The following is a 17,517-nucleotide window of genomic DNA, read 5'->3' as shown; positions in this document are numbered from 1 at the left end:
GCCGACTGATGTCGGCTTTTTTATAGTTGCTAATCTTTTAAGGCTCTTCTGAGAATTTTACCCACGTTAGTTTTGGGTAACTCATCCTTAAACTCAACGAGTTTAGGAACCTTGTAATTAGTTAAATTATCACGACAATGTTTTATTATATCTTTTTCAGTTAAAGAAGGGTCTTTTTTCACAACAAAAACTTTAACTTGTTCACCACTAATGTCATGAGGGATACCAACCGCGGCCACTTCAAGGACGCCTTCGTGCATGGCAACCACTTCTTCTATTTCATTTGGGAAAACATTAAAGCCTGAAACAATAATCATGTCTTTTTTACGATCAACAATGTAGAAAAAACCTTCGTCATCGTAAGTGGCAATATCACCAGTTGCAAACCAGCCATCTTTTAAACATTCAGCCGTTGCATCAGGGCGATTATAGTAACCAAGCATTACTTGCGGACCTTTTACCCACAGTTCACCCGGCTCACCTTTAGCAGCTTCTTCACCGTTATCGAGCATTAATTTAATGTCAGTACTTGGCGCAGGTAGACCGATAGAGCCATTATAAGCTTCTAAATCATACGGGCTAATTGTGACTAAAGGAGAACATTCTGTCAGGCCATAGCCTTCCATTAGTTTGCTGTTAGTGACCTTTTGCCATTTTTCTGCAACAGGGCGTTGTACTGCCATGCCGCCGCCTAATGACATTTTAAGGTGACTAAAATCAAGCTCAGAGAAACCAGGGGTATTTAATAAGCCATTAAATAAAGTGTTCACCCCTGTAATAGCAGTAAATTTATGCTGACTAAGCTCTTTTACAAATCCAGGCATATCACGTGGATTAGTAATTAAAACGTTTAAGCCGCCGTATTTCATAAATGCTAAACAGTTCGCTGTTAATGCAAATATATGATAGAGCGGTAGCGCGGTAATAACCACTTCTCTACCACGCTCAAGCACGTTATCTAAACAACCAGATACTTGCTCAAGGTTACCCACCATATTACCGTGGCTCAGCATTGCCCCTTTAGAAACACCAGTTGTACCACCTGTGTATTGTAAAAATGCTAAATCGCTTAAGTTAACGTCTGGGCGCTTATAGCCATTCAGATCAGCTTTTAATAAATCACAAAAGTTAATCGTGTTAGGCAACGTATAGCTTGGTACCATTTTTTTGAAATGCTTAACCACAAAATTAACTAAATGCTTTTTAAGACCACCCATCATGTCACCAACCTGCGTAACCACAATGTGTTTAACGTCAGTATTAGGCAGTGCTTTTTCAAGCGTGACAGCAAAGTTAGCAAGAATAAATATTGCTGATGTTTCAGAATCTTTTAATTGGTGCTCTAGCTCACGAACGGTATAAAGCGGGTTAACGTTAACCACCACACACCCTGCGCGTAGAATACCTAATATAGCAATTGGGGTTTGCAACAAGTTAGGCATCATAACAGCGACTTTATCGCCCTTTTTTAATCCTAAATCGTTTTGAATATAAGCCGCAACACGTTTTGTTGCTGCGTCAATTTCGTTGTATGACAATGTTTTACCCATATTAGTAAATGCAGGTAAATCTTTGTAATCATTAAAACTTTTTTCAAACACTTCGAGTAACGAGTTGTAGTGCTCAGGATCGATTGTTTCAGGCATACCTTCTGGGTAGCGCTTAAGCCAGATTTTTTCCACTCTTAGCCCCTGTTTATAATTATATTTTTATTAACCTTAATCTAAGTAAGGCACTTTCACAATTGAGCAAATACTCTAATCTAGAGATAATCCCACATTTATCGGTAATATACAATTAACATGCACTACTTTGCACCATAAATGCGTGAATGTGTTCAAAACATAGTCCACTACTTTGCATATGGCAATGATGACCACCAGGCACATCTATTACACTCAAGTTATTGTAATATTTACTATACTTGTCTAGATTTTGTTTTACAAATGGATAACCTTTATCACCTAATATTAATTGGCATGGTGCAATTAATTCTTTTATTGCACCAATACATTGCGCTTCATCAAATCGAAAACCTGAGTGATTTTTAAGCTTAGGATCGCAAGTTAGCTCAAAACCACTGTGCATTTGTTTTATGTTTCTGTCCATCAACAATGCAATTTGTTCATTATTTAAATCAGTTGTTTTTGCACGTGCTTGATAAATTTGCTGTTTTGATGTGTATACCCGTGATTTTTTTGTACTAAGCCTTGCTCGGTTTAGTATGGCATTTCTTAGCTGAGAACACACTTCATCGCTATCGGTAGTAACACAACCTAAACCTTCAATAAAAGAAACAGATTTTACATACTCACTAAAACAACTAGCAAATAGTCCTGCAACCATAGCCCCCATAGAATGACCAACTAAGTGTACCTTCTTTAACTTAAGCGCTGTGATTAATGCATACACATCATCCACATAATCAATAAAGTAGTAATGTGCCTGAGGGCTTCGCCAAGATGACAGTCCATGTCCTGCAAAATCAATGCAATACCATGTTTGCGAAGGAGCAGCACGACTCAGCATAGGCACGTAGCTAGCACAATTATCTAGCCAGCCATGCAGAGCGATAACGACGTCTTCACCGTCTCCAAATTTAATACCGTGTATATCTAGGTCATTAGCTTTTACCGAAAATGGTTGCAACGCAAACCTCAACTTTTTTATTTGGTTATGGCCATAACATACAAGAGTTAATACACAAATAATAGAACTGAACTAATAGAACACACACTTAAATTTCGAGATTTCATAACATATTCATTTATTTATCTTGCTATCGGTATACAATAATAGTCGCTATTAAAATAAGTACACTTAAAGGGTACACACAATGAAAAAACAGTTCGGCTTATTAGCGCTTTTATGTACAACAGGAGCATTCGCTCAAACAGCGCCTAAAAATGTTATTTATATGATTGGTGATGGCATGGGTCCCGCTTTCACTACCGCTTATCGATATTACAAAGATGACCCTACAACAAAAGAAATAGAAACAACCGTTTTCGACACCATGTTAAAAGGCATGGCGCACACTTATCCTGATGACCATACTTATGTAACAGACAGTGCCGCAGGTGCAACCGCACTTAGCAGCGGCCATAAAAGTTATAATGGCGCAATCGCTGTCGATACGGCCAAAAAACCGGTTAAGACCATGCTAGAAATTGCAAAAGAGCAAGGAATGACAACAGCGTTAGTGGCTACCTCACAAATTAATCATGCAACACCTGCAAGCTTTGCCGCACATAATGAATCAAGAAGAAATTATGATGACATCGCAAACGACTACATTGACAATAAAATTGCTGGTAAATTACCGGTTGATTTAATGTTAGGCGGTGGTACTCAATATTTTATTCGTGATGACAGAAACTTAGTCGACGAATTTAAAAAAGCAGGTTATCAATACGGCGACGATATTAAAAACTTAGGTCAAATCACACAAATCCCTGCCATTGGTTTATACGCACCTAAAGGATTACCCTTTGCGCTAGATGAAAACCCAACGAGATTAAAACAGTTAACCTCTAAAGCGTTTGATTTGCTTGATGGGCAAAACGATAAAGGCTTTTTTGTGATGATTGAAGGCAGCCAAATTGACTGGTGTGGTCACGCAAATGACATTGCTTGCGCAATGGCTGAAATGGACGACTTTGCAAAATCAATCGAAACGGCAAAAGCCTATGTAGATAAAAACCCAGACACTATTTTAGTGATCACGGCTGATCACTCTACAGGCGGTTTAACCATTGGCGCGCATGGCCAATACAAATGGGAAACCGACATCATCAAAGGTGTTAAAGCCACTGCGGGTACATTAACCAAATTATTAATGGGATCAGATAACCTTAAAACGGTATGGCAGGCCAATACCCGTATTGAGTTTACAACTGAAAACGAAATTAAACTTAAGCAAGCTAAAGCCATGGGTGAAAAAACCCTTAATTTAGCGGTTAAAAGCATTATCAATGATTTAAGTTTCACTGGTTGGACAACGGGCGGACATACCGCTTCTGATGTGCAAGTATTTGCCTATGGTAAAAATAGCGATGACTTTATTGGTTCACAAAACAATACTGACATAGCTAAAAAACTGATTAGTTACATAAAACAGTAATCGCTGTTATGAAAATAAAAAGCCCGAATAATTTATTCGGGCTTTTTATTTGGCTATTAATTTTATAATTAAGCGTATATATCAACACCAATTAAGCTTTGAACTTCAGCTCTTCGCTCTAAATTAGCAAACTCAGTGTAAGTAGAAATTGCCTTACTGACTTGCGCACTCGGTTGATCGTAAATAGTTTGGCTATATTGGGCCTCTTTGGTGTTCGCTTTTGCAAACTCTTTTGCAAGTTCGAGCCCTTCAGGACTGCTCTTAACATAATCTGTGTTTGTTTTCTGTGATATTGGCTGCTCTGATAGTCGTTCAGGCTTTGCCGTAACGACGGAAGTAGAACGCACCTTAGCAGGGATATCACCAGTAAAAAAACCAGAGCTTATAGGCAGCGACATTACGCTTCTCCAACCAACAACATGCTTAAATTATGATTTAAAATAGCTCAATATGCAAACAATACAACTTAGCGTTACTCGCGGCCTGGTAATTTTTTCCATGTCACTGTGTCACGCACATACTTAGGCTGAGCATCACTTGCTTTTACGCCATTACCTGCAAGGTACTGTGCATCCACTAACGCTAACATGTATTGTGCATCGGGTAGCGTAATTTCAGGGTGTACACTCACATTTGTAAATGTAGTTAATGCATCGGGATAACTTTTAAATCCAGTCCCCACGCCGGTTGCTGTTTTGTTTGTGTCTATCAATGAAACATCAAGCAGTTCAGGCTTAAAAACACGTTCTTCACCTTGAAGTGTCATCAAATTATTATTAACTTGGTATTGAGCAAAGTATATTTCCCCCATACGCGCATCAATGCTTGAATAAACCACTTCATCGCCAAATTGTTCAAACGCTTGTTGCGCCATAACCGCTAAGGTAGAAACCCCCACTAGCGGTAAATTCGTTGAATACCCAAGCCCTTGTGCTATGGCCACACTAATACGAACACCCGTAAAGCTGCCTGGACCTTGGCCAAAGCCAATAACATCTAAATCTTTTAATTTACAATTGGCTTTATTAAGCAGCTCATCAATAAGTGGCAGAATTTTTTGGCTATGCTGCTGCGGACACTCTTCAAAATGATGAAATGTTTTACCCTGATAATGCAAAACAAGCGATAAAGCCTCAGTAGAAGCGTCTAGGGCGAGAATGTTACTTTTGATCATTTTTGTACTCAATTAATATGTTTTAAAAATGTATTTGCATCTTCTAAGCTACGTGTACGGCGCATTGGCGGTAAACTCTTTAAAAATACTTGTCCATATTGGCGTGTAACTAAACGATTATCGCAAATTACTAACACACCTTTATCTTTGTTATCACGAATTAAGCGACCTACGCCCTGCTTTAAGGCAATAACCGCTTGTGGTAACTGAATATGCGCAAAGGGATCTTTTCCTTGCATTTGGCAATCTTGCATTCTAGCCTGCAAAAGCGGATCATCGGGCGCTGCAAACGGCAGTTTGTCGATAATAACACAGCTTAAAGTACTGCCTCTTACATCAACCCCTTCCCAAAACGACGCTGTACCGAGCAACACGGCATTACCATGACGGGTAAATTTTTCTAATATAATGCGTTTAGACATTTGCCCTTGCATGTAAACCGGATAGTCCATTTGTGTGGTTAAGCCCTCAGCCACCAAATGCATCATTCGGTAACTAGTAAATAGCACAAAACAACGCCCTTTTGCTGATTTTATGAGTTCGAGAGTTAACTTTACAATCGCATGCGGCATATTATCTGCGTGGGTTTCAGGTAAATAGCGCGGTAAACACAATAGCGCCTGATTTTCATAATCAAACGGACTGTCTACCATCATACTTTGCTTTGGTTTTAACCCAAGGCTGGCATTAAAGTGAGTGAGTTCGTTGTCGACCGATAACGTGGCCGAGGTAAACACAAACCCTGCGCCAGACTCTTTCATCATCAAAGCAAATTTAGCCGATACATTCAGTGGCGTTATATTAATGGTTAAATAGCGCCGCGTGGTTTCGTACCAATAACTAAAGCCTGTTTGGGCGGTATCAAATACGCGCTCTAACTGGCCTTTAAATGCCAACACCCGCTCAAATGGGTGTTCAATTTTATCACTTCGTTCTAAGCAATGTTTTAAAACCTGATACACAAATTCTAAATCACTAATAACGCGGTGTAATGCAGAGCAAATAAGCCTATTACTGAGCTTTTCACGCCAATCCCCGCGGCTACCGTCCACACCAAACTGCAATCTTAAATCGGCGACACTGGTTTCCAGTTTATTCAAACTTTTGCCTAATTGCAGCATGTCAGGAATTTCAGCGCGGTAAATAGCGCGTAAATCATTAATTAAATCCACCAGCTTTTTAGTACTCATGGTTTCGCCAAAATAGTCGCTGGCAATTTCACTTAACTGGTGGGCTTCATCAAATATATAAGCATCTGCGTTGGGCATTAGCTCTGCAAAGCCAGACTCTTTAACCGCCATATCGGCAAAAAATAGATGATGGTTAATCACGACAACGTCGGCATCCCCTGCTTTTAAACGCGCTTTACGAATGTAGCACTCTTGAAAGTCAGGGCACTCTTTACCTAAACAGTTATCTGCAGTAGAGCTGACATACGGCAACACTTTGGCATCTTCTTCAATACCAATACAGTCGGCTAAATCGCCCGTATGCGTTTCACTGGCAAATTTAGCAACCATAGCGAGCTGATGCATTACATCAGGGTCGTCTGTGGGTACGTGTGCAACATGTTGGGTAAGCCGATAAGTGCATAAATAATTGGCACGCCCTTTTAACAATGCCGTTTTTTTAGCCGCGCCTAAGGCTTTTACTAACACCGGTAAATCACGATGATACAGCTGTTCTTGCAGTGCTTTAGAACCGGTTGAAATTATTGTTTTGCCTTTAGATTTGAGGGCTGGCGCTAAATAAGCAAAGGTTTTACCTGTGCCAGTACCGGCCTCAACAACAAGCTGGGAACTTGTTTTTAATGCATCCTCAACAGCCACAGCCATATCAATTTGAGGTTGGCGTGGTGAGTATCCATCTATTGATAAAGCCAAAGGCCCGGTTGCACTAAACAGCTGTTTGATAATACCAATCACTTTATAAAAAATAATAGCGGGATTCTACGTAAGCTATTGATGAAGGGCAAGCCAAATAGCGTGAGAATTTGGCCTTTAAAAGGGGCTTATGCCCCTGTTAATTATTGTGCATTTATAGTTAGCGTAATACCACTTGCATTGCGATAGCCTTTAACATCTATGTGCCATACGCCTGCCTGGGGTGCAGAAATAGTGCAACTTTCTGTGTTGCCGTTTTTATATGGCCTACACACAAATTGTGTATTTGAAGATGGCGCACCGAAATTTAAATACAAATCAGCATCGCCGCTTCCGCCTGAAATAGCAACGTTTAGTGAGGCATAACCCGCGGCTAAACGTTGTTCAAAACGCTGCCAATCACCTGTATTTACGCTAACATTATCTTCTACGCGATTAATGGGCTCTAAAGCGCCTGCTGGCTCAAAACTGCCCGTCAAAGAAACATTACTAATTGCGCTGTATGCCTCAACCATGACATAGTAATTTCCTTCATTGCTGGTTGGAATGTCGCAACGCTCATTACTTGTGGCAGAGGTACTTTTACAGTCGTAATCAGTTAACGTGGGCGCCTGATTATATTTAACGTATAAATCGGCATCGCCATTATCACCTGAGGTTTCAAAGCTTAATTTTTGCGCTCCTTTTGGTACATTCAATGTATAGATAAGCTGCTCTTTAGCAGTGGCATTAATACCAGAAATTTGTTCACCATTGACTAACTCATTATTATTTGGCGGAGTGACATCACCGGCATTTTTTGCCAATTCAGCAACAAAGCTAACGGCTAAGTTAGCAAATTTAATTGCATGATCAGCGTCAAAATTACTGTCGTTTTGTGTATGTATCAGTGGGTTAATGTCATTCATTTTTGATTCGAAAGGCATAGAGGCCGCAAACCCTTGTTGATACCACGAAGCATGATCGGAGCAACCATACCCACATTGATCAAAGCCATAACTAATTTGTGGTAAGTAGGTGTCTATCAGCTGGGCTAAAAACTGGTTTTGAGCATTGGTGGTGTAATCCGTCATCATAATAATATCTTCGATACTGCCGTTATTACCAGTCATATCAAATTGCACCATGCCAACTACATTCTTACCCAGCGACCGATAGCTACTGGCTATAGCTTTAGACCCTTTTAACCCCACCTCCTCTGCTGCAAACGCCATTATTTGAATAGTTTTTTGCGGTTTATAATTTGTATCAACAATTGCTCTTAACGCTTCCGTTAACACTGCAATACCCGATGCATTGTCATCCGCGCCAGGAGAGCGCCCTTGTGCTGGATTTGCTTGATTAATCGAGTCTAAATGCCCCCCAATAATAACAATTTCATCTGCATTTTCAGCACCTGCAATGGTTACAATCACTGATGATTGCGCCCAGCTATGCTGATAACTCTCAATGGTTATATCACTTCGAACGCTGGCAATTTGTTGCCAATAACTTTGCAGCCACTGTGAGGCATCAACGCCGGTTTGCGAAGTATAATAACGATTATTAAAACTAGTGAGTGAATTTACAGTGCTTTGTAAATTAATTGGGCTTTGTGCACTAATTAAACTTTGTACTGTTTGCGCATTATCAATTGAATAATTAAAGGCTGATGTAGCTTGGCTATTTTGAACAACAGCTAATTGTTTTGCGTAATCATTCGCTTCTTCGAACGAACTATGCGCAACAAACCCACCACAACGGTTATAGTTCTGGTGCATGAACTCACTTAAATTGTTTACTGCGTCACGCGGTACACTGAGTAAATCAACGTCAGGTAAAATACTTGATTTTCTATGCGAAAATGGCATTTTTTGCAAAAATGTACCTTGTTCATGTTGATAATGCTGGGCTGCAGTTGAGTCAATGGTGACCCAAATATTGTCTGGATTTTCATTTGCTAAGCAATTAAAACTTAAGGTTAAAGTAGTAATAACTGCTAACTGTTTAAAGTAGTTCATAAATATTCCTTATCTTGTCACTTTTATTTTAAGCATTAAAAAAGGGGCAAAGCCCCTTTTTATATGTATGCCTAATTAGCCGTTACCTTGAGTGTTACGCCGCTTGCTAAGCTGTAACCTCTTAAATCAATGTACCAAGTACCTGCTTGTGGGTTATCAAATGTACATTCTTCATTATTACCATTTTTGTAGGGTCTACATAAGTATGAAGACGTACTTGAAGGCGAGCCAAAGTTTACATAAAGATCAGCATCACCATTACCACCGGCAATACTAATATTTAAAGTGCTATACCCTTCTGATAAATCTTGAGTAAAGCGGCTCCAGTTATTAGTAGTCACATTAATATTAGACTCAGTTCTATTAATTGGCGTCACACCACCATTCCCATCAGAGTAGCTTCCCGTTAGCGATACACCAGATATCGCACTCCATGCTTCAACCATTACATAGTAAGTTCCTGCTTGTGCATTACTTATGTTGCAGCTTTCTGTACTGGTAGATGTTGTGCTATTGCAATCATAGTTATTTAAGCTTGGTCTACTAGCAAATTTAACATATAGGTCTGCATCACCTGAGCCACCCATTGTATTAAATTGAAGATTTGTTGCACCGTCAGGGACTTCCAAAGTAAAGAATAGTTGCTCTTTTTCTGCGCCGCTAATACCCGTACGGGTTACCCCATTGGTTAACACTTCATCGTCAGTCGGTGGTGGTGGTGTAGCACAATCACTACCTGAACTAAGATTTGAATTAACACCTACCGCAGCCAAAGCGGCTTTTACATCATTAGGGTCATAATTTAAATCACACGCAGCATCCATCACACCGTTACCGGCTAAATCCCAGCCTACACCCGCACTCCAATATAGTTGGTTAGCACGTGCCATTACGATAAAGGCTTTTTGCGTATCCCAACCCGGCGTGGTTGCTAAATTATAAAATGCCTTGTTATAAACACCTGAACTATAATGCACGTCCATACCTGAATAATAGTTACTTTGGTTATCTATGGAGCGGCCATCTTGGGTAGGGTTATTCATGTAACGCAGTGCACCATTACCTTTAAAAATATCCTTTCCGACTAGCCAATCGTTGCTACCTTTCATATAAAATTCAGCGGCTTCACCAGCCATATCCGAAAATGCTTCGTTTAACCCGCCTGGTTTACCATTATAAATTAAGCCTGAATTTTGCTCAGTAAAGCCATGGCTGACTTCATGCGCAGAAACATCTAAACTCACCAACGGGTAGAATGTATTTTGCCCATCACCAAAGGTCATTGCGCTGCCATCCCAAAACGCATTTTCATAGTTACTTGAGTAATGAACCCGCATTTGTAACTGAAAACTCAAAGGCGCAGTCCCTAACCAATCGTTATACATATTAAAAATAACGTTACCAAAAAAATGAGCATCGTTTAGCGGTGAATAAGCACCGTTTATTTCTTTGAATGTATTTTCAGGACATGTAAATGAATACGCAGAAGAGCCACTTGTTCCGCCATTTAAATTAATAGTGCGAACATTTGCGTTATTCATGCTACAAGTATTACCTGATTGACTAACATCTAGGCTGTCAAAATCAGTTCCATATAAATACTTGCCTGTTTTTAGATTACCGCCAGGACCTGTTGCATTGGCATGTTGCAGGTTATCGTAACTAAGCAAGACCTCACCGGTATTAGCATCAATGATCAGGTATGGCCTTGATGGTGACTTGCCATAAGTAACATAAGACACTTCATAAACTAAATGCGCCTTATTTTGATCGTCAACCCAGATAGCAAGTCTGGATTGCTCATTATGTTTTTTTAAGCCTACTGATTTTGCAGCTATACCCGTTTTAGACCCTTTTAAAATCGCATCTTTTTTTGTCAATTTAGCCGATACATCAGATAAATCTTCATCAATATTATAAACAGCTGCACCATGGGCTTTTTTAAGCATCCCATTATTAAATGTTAAGCTGACCGTATCACCAATGACAGGAATGCCCTGATACGTTTGTTGATAGCGGAGGGTTACTTCTCCGTTATTGCTAGTAAATTCTTTTAATACAACTAATTCGTTCCCTACACTCAACCCAATCAACTGATTTGAACTTACTGATAACAAGGAAGCAGAGTTTGATTGCACCATATTATTAATTGTCGGTTGTTGATTTAGGTATTTCTTATTCGCAGCTACTGCATTTGTTGCTTGAACCAAAGTTAAAGCAGCAAAAGTTGCTATTGTGATTTTAGATAAATTCACGTTTACGCTCCGTTAAAGTTTAAGTTTTTAATATATTTGTATTAATCGGCACACCTTGTACCCGATTAAGGATCAGAGTAGGTCACAAACTTAAATAACGAAAATTAAACATTTAATTTACAATTAAAGTATTAGCTCGAAAATTAATCTATTATTTTACAATGATTTAAAAACTACTGTTTTAACTAATGAAGGCCAGAAATAACATTTCGTATACATATATTTACATAAAACAGCCAGCAAAAAGCATTAGATTTTAAAATCACACGCTTTATTGTTAATCACTAATCGACTGCTCAATGAGCATGTAGTTGCAAAGGAAAATACTTTACCTGTTGAGCTTTAAAAGAGGGGTAATCTATTTAAAATGGGTAGGGAGTAGTTTTAAAAACACGCAGTTCATAGCCATGCACCACTATTTGCTATGTTTAAACAAATTTGCTTTGATTGAGGGCGATTTTAACTTGAGGCAATAACGGTATCGCCAATCACTTGTACTAAGCCCATGTATCTAAATGGGGTTTGTCGTCATCTTCTTCAGCGGTTTTATTGCGCGATTTATTTTCGTCAAACGACAACTTATGTTGTTTTTCTACTTCTCTTTTTTTACGCTCTTCTAACTCGACTTTTTTGGCACTGGCACTTTGTTGAACCCCAGCAATATGAAAAGCCCCTTTAGATTCAAGCGTTAAACGCGTAATAGGCCCTAAATAAGGGATCATTATATCCATGCGTGCCTCCATTGAATTGAATGTAATTTAATCACTATAAAACTGTTGATAGATAAAGCAAACCTTTAGTTATTATCGACAGTTATAAGGTATTCTTTAATTTAAGAAAATTTTTCTTGCCAGCTATTGGTTTATGTGTTTTTATAAATGCGAAATTTATTAAACAAACAGCAGCTAAGCGTTAACATAATAACGAATAGCTAAACAGGATAAAAAATGCGCAATACTCTGACAGCAGTACATCACCACCATCATTCATCGGAATAACCTGTCAGGTCTTTCGCTGAGAGGTTGTTCCTAAAAGGAAACCTCTGGCGAATCAACATACCAAGATTCATTTTCGCCCTGAGGTTTCCCTCGGGGTTTTTAGTTTTTAAATTAAAGGAAAATGAGTAATGAATAATAGTAATCGTCTTCGTATCGCCATCCAAAAAGGCGGCCGCCTATCTAAAGATTGTCAAGATCTGCTTAAGCAACTGGGTGTAAAACTCAACCTTCGCGAGCAGCGCCTTATAGCACACTCAACCAACATGCCAATTGACGTTTTACGTGTACGCGATGACGATATCCCAGGTTTAGTTATGGACGGTGTATGTGACTTAGGTATTGTTGGCGAAAACGTTTTAGTTGAAGTACAAGCAGAAAGAGAGCGCCAAGGCGTTCCAAGCGAAGTAACTAAATTATCAAAATTAGATTTTGGTTACTGTCGTCTTGCACTTGCATGGCCACAAGAACTAGGTAAGCAAGACAAAAGCTGGTTTGAAGGCAAACGTATTGCAACCACCTACCCTGAAATTTTAAGCCAATATTTAAAACGTGAAGGCATCAACGCCAGCACTGTTATGCTCACAGGCTCTGTTGAAGTGGCGCCGCGTGCTGGTCTTGCTGATGCCATTTGTGATTTGGTCTCAACAGGTGCAACCCTTGAAGCCAATGGCTTGATGCAGGGTGATACAATTTTAGAGTCAAACGCTTGTTTAATTCAAAACACCCAACTGCAAGATGCTGACAAACTCGCGCTTATCAATAAATTGATGCCGCGTTTGCGTGGTGTTAAGCAAGCCAAAGAAAGCAAATACATCATGCTACACGCACCAAAAGACAAGCTGGATGAAATTTGTGAAATCCTGCCTGGTTCTGGTCAACCTACATTACTTGCACTAGCAGGATCTGACGAATATGTAGCATTGCACATGGTAAGCAGCGAAACGTTATTTTGGGAAACCATGGAGCAACTTAAAGCACTCGGCGCGAATTCTATTTTAGTTATGCCAATTGAAAAAATGATGGAGTAACAGCCATGCTTCGTTGGAATGAAGAATCATCACAGGTTCAAGCAGCGGCGCTGATGCGCCCTGCTGTATCAGCGAGTGAAAAAGTAGAAAGTATTTGCCAAACTATTTTGGCAAAAGTAAATGCGCAAGGGGATGCTGCATTACTGGCGTTAGCAAAAGAGTTTGATAACCGAGCTGAGCCGCGTTTACGTGTTCCACTTGATGAAATTAATGCCGCTGAGAAAATGCTAAGCCCTGAGCTTAAGTATGCAATTGATACCGCTTATGCAAATGTAAAATGTTTTCACCAAGCGCAACTGCCTAAAGATATTAAATTATCGACTCAACCAGGCGTTGAATGTGAACTGAAATATCAAGCCATCGAAGCGGTCGGTATTTATGTACCCGGTGGCAGTGCCCCATTGCCATCGTCAGTTATAATGCAAGGTGTATTGGCGCAGCTAAGCGGTGCAAAAACCGTGGTACTCACTACCCCCGTACAAGGCGATAAAGCAATAAATCCTGCTATTTTATATGCTGCTAAATTATGTGGTATCACCACTATTATTGAAAGCGGTGGTGCAGGCGCGATTGCTGCAATGGCCTACGGCACTGAATCAGTACCTAAAGTGAATAAAATTTTTGGCCCAGGTAATAGCTTTGTGACTATGGCAAAGCAGTTAGTTGCACAAACAATTCCAGGAATGGCGATTGATATGCCAGCAGGTCCATCTGAAGTATTAGTGATAGCAGATGAACGAGCAAATCCAGAGTTTATTGCGGCCGATTTACTCTCACAAGCAGAGCATGGCGCCGACTCGCAAGTTATTTTATTGTGTAACAGCGAAACTATTATTAAACAAACACAAGACGCGCTTACTCGTCAATTAGCTAACTTAAGCCGAAAAGACACCGCTGAACAAGCGTTGGCCAATTCGTCACTTATTTTAGTGGATTCAATAGCGCAAGCATTTGATGTATCAGCGCAATATGGGCCAGAGCACTTAATTTTACAGCTGGCAGATGCAAGCCCGTACCTTGATGCGGTTAAAAATGCAGGTTCAGTATTTGTTGGCGACTACACACCAGAATCGGCTGGCGATTATGCATCAGGTACTAACCACGTATTACCTACTTACGGTTATAGCGCGACATACTCAAGCTTAAACTTGCTTGATTTTTTCCGCACATACACAGTACAAACTATTAGTAAAAGTGGCTTAACTGAGCTTTCAAAAGCTATTTTACCACTGGCAGACGCAGAAGGCCTTGATGCCCACGCTAATGCGGTTTCAATTCGTTTAGAGGCAATAAACAATGAGCAATGAGAGCGCCCAAGCAACCAGCTTATTACCCGATAATATTAAAGCGCTTGCTGCTTACAGCTCGGCTAAAAGTGAAAAGTTAACAGGCACAACGTGGCTCAATGCCAACGAAAGCCCATATGCTAAAAACCTTGAGCTGAGTATTGAAGATTTAAATCGCTACCCCGACCCTCAGCCACAATTGGTTATTGATCGCTATGCAGCTTATACCGAGCTTAAAAGCGACAATGTCCTTATGACTCGAGGTGCAGATGAAGGCATTGAGCTTTTAGTACGCACGTATTGCCAGCCAGCTAAAGATAGTATTGCGCTGTTTTTGCCTAGCTACGGTATGTATAAAGTCACTGCTGATACGCACAATGTGGCTATTAACGCGCTTACTCAAGAGTTATTATTAACAGCCAATGTTGATGATATTGTCACTGCGGTCGGTAGCTCAAAACTGGTGTTTATTTGTAATCCAAATAACCCAACAGGTAGTTTAACGCCGCTAGATAAAGTAAAAGCCATTGCCACTGCGCTTGCAGGTAAAGCATTGGTGATTGTTGATGAAGCCTATATTGAGTTTTGCCCAGAGCAAAGTGCAACACAACTTATAAACGAGTTTAGTAATATTGTAGTGCTACGTACACTGTCAAAAGCATTTGCGTTGGCAGGCCTGCGAACCGGGTTTACCCTCGCTCAAGCCAGTGTACTTGCGCCCATTCGTAAAGTCATTGCACCGTATCCGGTATCGAGCGTGGTAGCGAGTATTGCAGCGCAAGCCATTGCCCCTGATGCCATTACCTCTATGCGTCGCCAAGTCAGCATTTTAAACAGCTTAAAATTAAAGCTAATAGAGTGGTTAAACGCCTCCCCTGCTGTATTAAAAATTCTCACTGGTGAAGGCAACTTTGTTACCTTAAAATTGGCCGATAAAAACAGCTTTAAAGTTGCCCTTGAACAAGGCTTAGTCATGCGAGCATTTACCTTATACGGTGAAGACGACTGGCTACGCATTTCAATTGGTAGCGAACAAGAATTAGAACAAGTAAAAATTTGGCTCGATGGTTTAACCACCCCAACAGCCCTATCACAACAGGAAGTATCATGAGTAATCCCTATTTATTTATAGACCGTGACGGCACCATTATTGAAGAGCCAATCACCGACAAACAGGTAGATAGCCTTGAAAAGTTGGCTTTTTTACCTGGTGTTATTCCGGCATTATTACAACTACAAGCCGCTGGTTATCGCCTAGTTATGGTATCTAATCAAGATGGTTTAGGCACTGACAGTTTCCCTACTGCGGATTTTGACATAGCCCAAGACAAAATGATGGACATACTCAACAGCCAAGGGATTAACTTTGAAGATGTACTCATTTGCCCACACTTTGATGAACAAAACTGCGATTGCCGTAAGCCAAAAACAGGCTTACTGACCGAGCTTATGCGCTCTGGCAAGGTAGATTTAGCGCGCTCTTTTGTAATTGGCGACCGCCAAACAGATATTGGCCTTGCGCAAAACTTATGTTGTGAAGGTATTTTATATGATGGTAGCTGGCCTGCTATTGTTACTAAGCTGACCACAGCCAACCGTGAAGGCCGTGTTACACGCAACACTAAAGAAACACAAATTGATGTAGCGGTTAATCTTGATCAAACTAAAAACGGTAGCATAGACACCGGCCTAGGCTTTTTTGATCACATGCTGGATCAAATACGCACCCACGCAAACATTGGCTTAAACATTAAAGCCAAAGGCGATTTACACATAGACGAGCATCACCTTGTTGAAGACATTGGTATTGCCTTAGGGGTTGCTCTTAAACAAGCGCTGGGCACAAAATCACAAATAGCGCGTTATGGTTTTGCATTGCCTATGGATGAATGTAAAGCCGAAGCGCAAATTGACTTATCTGGACGTGCTTCGTTTGTGTTAAATGCAAACTTTAGCCGCGAAAAAGCCGGTGATTTAGACGTACAAATGGTAGAGCATTTTTTCAAAAGCTTAAGTGATAACGCAGCAATTAGCCTTATTTTGTCGGTAAGTGACGGTAACTGTCATCACCAAGTAGAGGGCTTATTTAAAGCGTTTTCACGGGCACTGCGTATGGCAATTGCACAAGATACAAGTCAACAAACAGCCAGCTCTAAGGGGTGTTTATGATAGCGATAATTAATACCGGTTGTGCCAATATTAACTCGGTACGCTTTGCATTTGAGCGTTTAGGTAAAACCCCTACCGTTATTACCTCGCCAGAACAATTAGCGGGCTATGAGCGCGCTATTTTACCTGGTGTTGGCCATGCATCTGTGGCTATGAAGCGCCTAGTCGATAATGGTTGGCAGCAAGCGATTAACGAATATCAGCGCCCGCTAATGGGAATTTGCTTGGGGATGCAACTGCTGTGTGAAAGCACCGAAGAAGGTAACGTGCAATGCTTAGGTAAAATACCAGGCCAAGTAAAAGCACTGGATGTAGGTAGTTTAACGTCACCGCATATGGGGTGGAATAATTTATCTATCCAACAAGCACACCCACTAACCAAAGGGCTACATAAAGACGATCAGGTTTATTATGTGCACAGCTTTGCGCACACCGTTAACGATGCCACTTTAGTCAGTAGTGAATACGGGCAAACTTTCTCAGCCATTGTCGCTAAAGATAACTATGCCGGTATGCAATTTCACCCAGAGCGAAGTGCTAAAGTAGGCACTCGTTTATTACAAAACTTTCTAGATTGGCAGTTATAAGCGACTGTTAATAA

General features: G+C 40.4%; 14 protein-coding genes. 6 read left to right on the top strand and 8 right to left on the bottom strand.

The features are described from left to right. Positions 1-29: 29 nt before the first annotated feature. Both fadD and ND6B_RS12185 read right to left on the bottom strand, forming a co-directional pair. Entirely contained in the window at positions 30-1,682 is a 1,653-nt protein-coding gene (fadD, locus tag ND6B_RS12180) for a long-chain-fatty-acid--CoA ligase FadD (RefSeq protein WP_028834578.1), read from the bottom strand. A 115-nt stretch (positions 1,683-1,797) separates the two neighbouring features. Next, on the bottom strand, positions 1,798-2,649 hold the full coding sequence (locus tag ND6B_RS12185; RefSeq protein ID WP_033103143.1) for an alpha/beta fold hydrolase: 852 nt from the start codon (positions 2,647-2,649) through the stop codon (positions 1,798-1,800). 187 nt (positions 2,650-2,836) lie between these two features. On the opposite strand from ND6B_RS12185, the gene ND6B_RS12190 reads away from it, so the two are divergent. Next, positions 2,837-4,123, top strand: coding sequence for an alkaline phosphatase (locus ND6B_RS12190; protein ID WP_033103142.1), 1,287 nt, complete (start codon positions 2,837-2,839; stop codon positions 4,121-4,123). A gap of 68 nt (positions 4,124-4,191) precedes the next feature. Here the strand turns inward: ND6B_RS12190 and ND6B_RS12195 are convergent, their stop codons facing one another. The 6 genes from ND6B_RS12195 to ND6B_RS12220 all read right to left on the bottom strand — a co-directional run bounded on the left by ND6B_RS12195 (position 4,192) and on the right by ND6B_RS12220 (position 12,166). Continuing rightward, entirely contained in the window at positions 4,192-4,521 is a 330-nt protein-coding gene (locus ND6B_RS12195) for a hypothetical protein (protein WP_033103141.1), read from the bottom strand. 74 nt (positions 4,522-4,595) lie between these two features. Next, a complete protein-coding gene (tsaB, locus tag ND6B_RS12200) occupies positions 4,596-5,297 on the bottom strand; it encodes a tRNA (adenosine(37)-N6)-threonylcarbamoyltransferase complex dimerization subunit type 1 TsaB (protein ID WP_033103140.1) in 702 nt (233 codons plus the stop codon). A gap of 8 nt (positions 5,298-5,305) precedes the next feature. Then, positions 5,306-7,222, bottom strand: a complete 1,917-nt coding sequence (locus ND6B_RS12205) for an ATP-dependent DNA helicase (protein ID WP_033103139.1) — start codon at positions 7,220-7,222, stop codon at positions 5,306-5,308. Positions 7,223-7,323: 101 nt separating this feature from the next. Further along, positions 7,324-9,180 (bottom strand): M28 family metallopeptidase, encoded by a 1,857-nt coding sequence (locus tag ND6B_RS12210; protein WP_033103138.1) that lies wholly within the window; start codon positions 9,178-9,180, stop codon positions 7,324-7,326. A 71-nt stretch (positions 9,181-9,251) separates the two neighbouring features. Then, entirely contained in the window at positions 9,252-11,435 is a 2,184-nt protein-coding gene (locus tag ND6B_RS12215) for a M4 family metallopeptidase (protein ID WP_033103137.1), read from the bottom strand. A 497-nt stretch (positions 11,436-11,932) separates the two neighbouring features. Beyond that, positions 11,933-12,166 carry a hypothetical protein gene (locus tag ND6B_RS12220; protein ID WP_033103136.1) on the bottom strand — a complete coding sequence of 78 codons (234 nt, stop codon included), beginning with the start codon at positions 12,164-12,166 and terminating at the stop codon, positions 11,933-11,935. Between the two features lie 395 nt (positions 12,167-12,561). Between ND6B_RS12220 and hisG the strand changes: the two genes are divergently transcribed. The 5 genes from hisG to hisH are packed head-to-tail and all read left to right on the top strand — an operon-like array spanning position 12,562 to position 17,503. Beyond that, positions 12,562-13,461, top strand: a complete 900-nt coding sequence (gene hisG, locus ND6B_RS12225; protein ID WP_013463297.1) for an ATP phosphoribosyltransferase — start codon at positions 12,562-12,564, stop codon at positions 13,459-13,461. A gap of 5 nt (positions 13,462-13,466) precedes the next feature. Then, on the top strand, positions 13,467-14,768 hold the full coding sequence (gene hisD / locus ND6B_RS12230; protein ID WP_013463296.1) for a histidinol dehydrogenase: 1,302 nt from the start codon (positions 13,467-13,469) through the stop codon (positions 14,766-14,768). Further along, positions 14,758-15,858, top strand: a complete 1,101-nt coding sequence (gene hisC / locus ND6B_RS12235) for a histidinol-phosphate transaminase (RefSeq protein ID WP_033103135.1) — start codon at positions 14,758-14,760, stop codon at positions 15,856-15,858. Before hisD ends, hisC begins: the two co-directional genes overlap by 11 nt. Further along, positions 15,855-16,916 (top strand): bifunctional histidinol-phosphatase/imidazoleglycerol-phosphate dehydratase HisB, encoded by a 1,062-nt coding sequence (gene hisB / locus ND6B_RS12240; RefSeq protein ID WP_033103134.1) that lies wholly within the window; start codon positions 15,855-15,857, stop codon positions 16,914-16,916. Before hisC ends, hisB begins: the two co-directional genes overlap by 4 nt. Continuing rightward, positions 16,913-17,503 (top strand): imidazole glycerol phosphate synthase subunit HisH, encoded by a 591-nt coding sequence (hisH, locus tag ND6B_RS12245; protein WP_013463293.1) that lies wholly within the window; start codon positions 16,913-16,915, stop codon positions 17,501-17,503. The genes hisB and hisH overlap by 4 nt, the downstream gene beginning before the upstream one ends. Positions 17,504-17,517 lie beyond the last annotated feature (14 nt).

The sequence above is a fragment of the Pseudoalteromonas sp. ND6B genome (assembly GCF_000764215.1).
Classification (GTDB): Bacteria; Pseudomonadota; Gammaproteobacteria; order Enterobacterales; family Alteromonadaceae; genus Pseudoalteromonas; species Pseudoalteromonas tetraodonis.
Note: the sequence above shows the minus strand (reverse complement) of the source record. Positions and strands in the feature narration are given on the sequence as shown.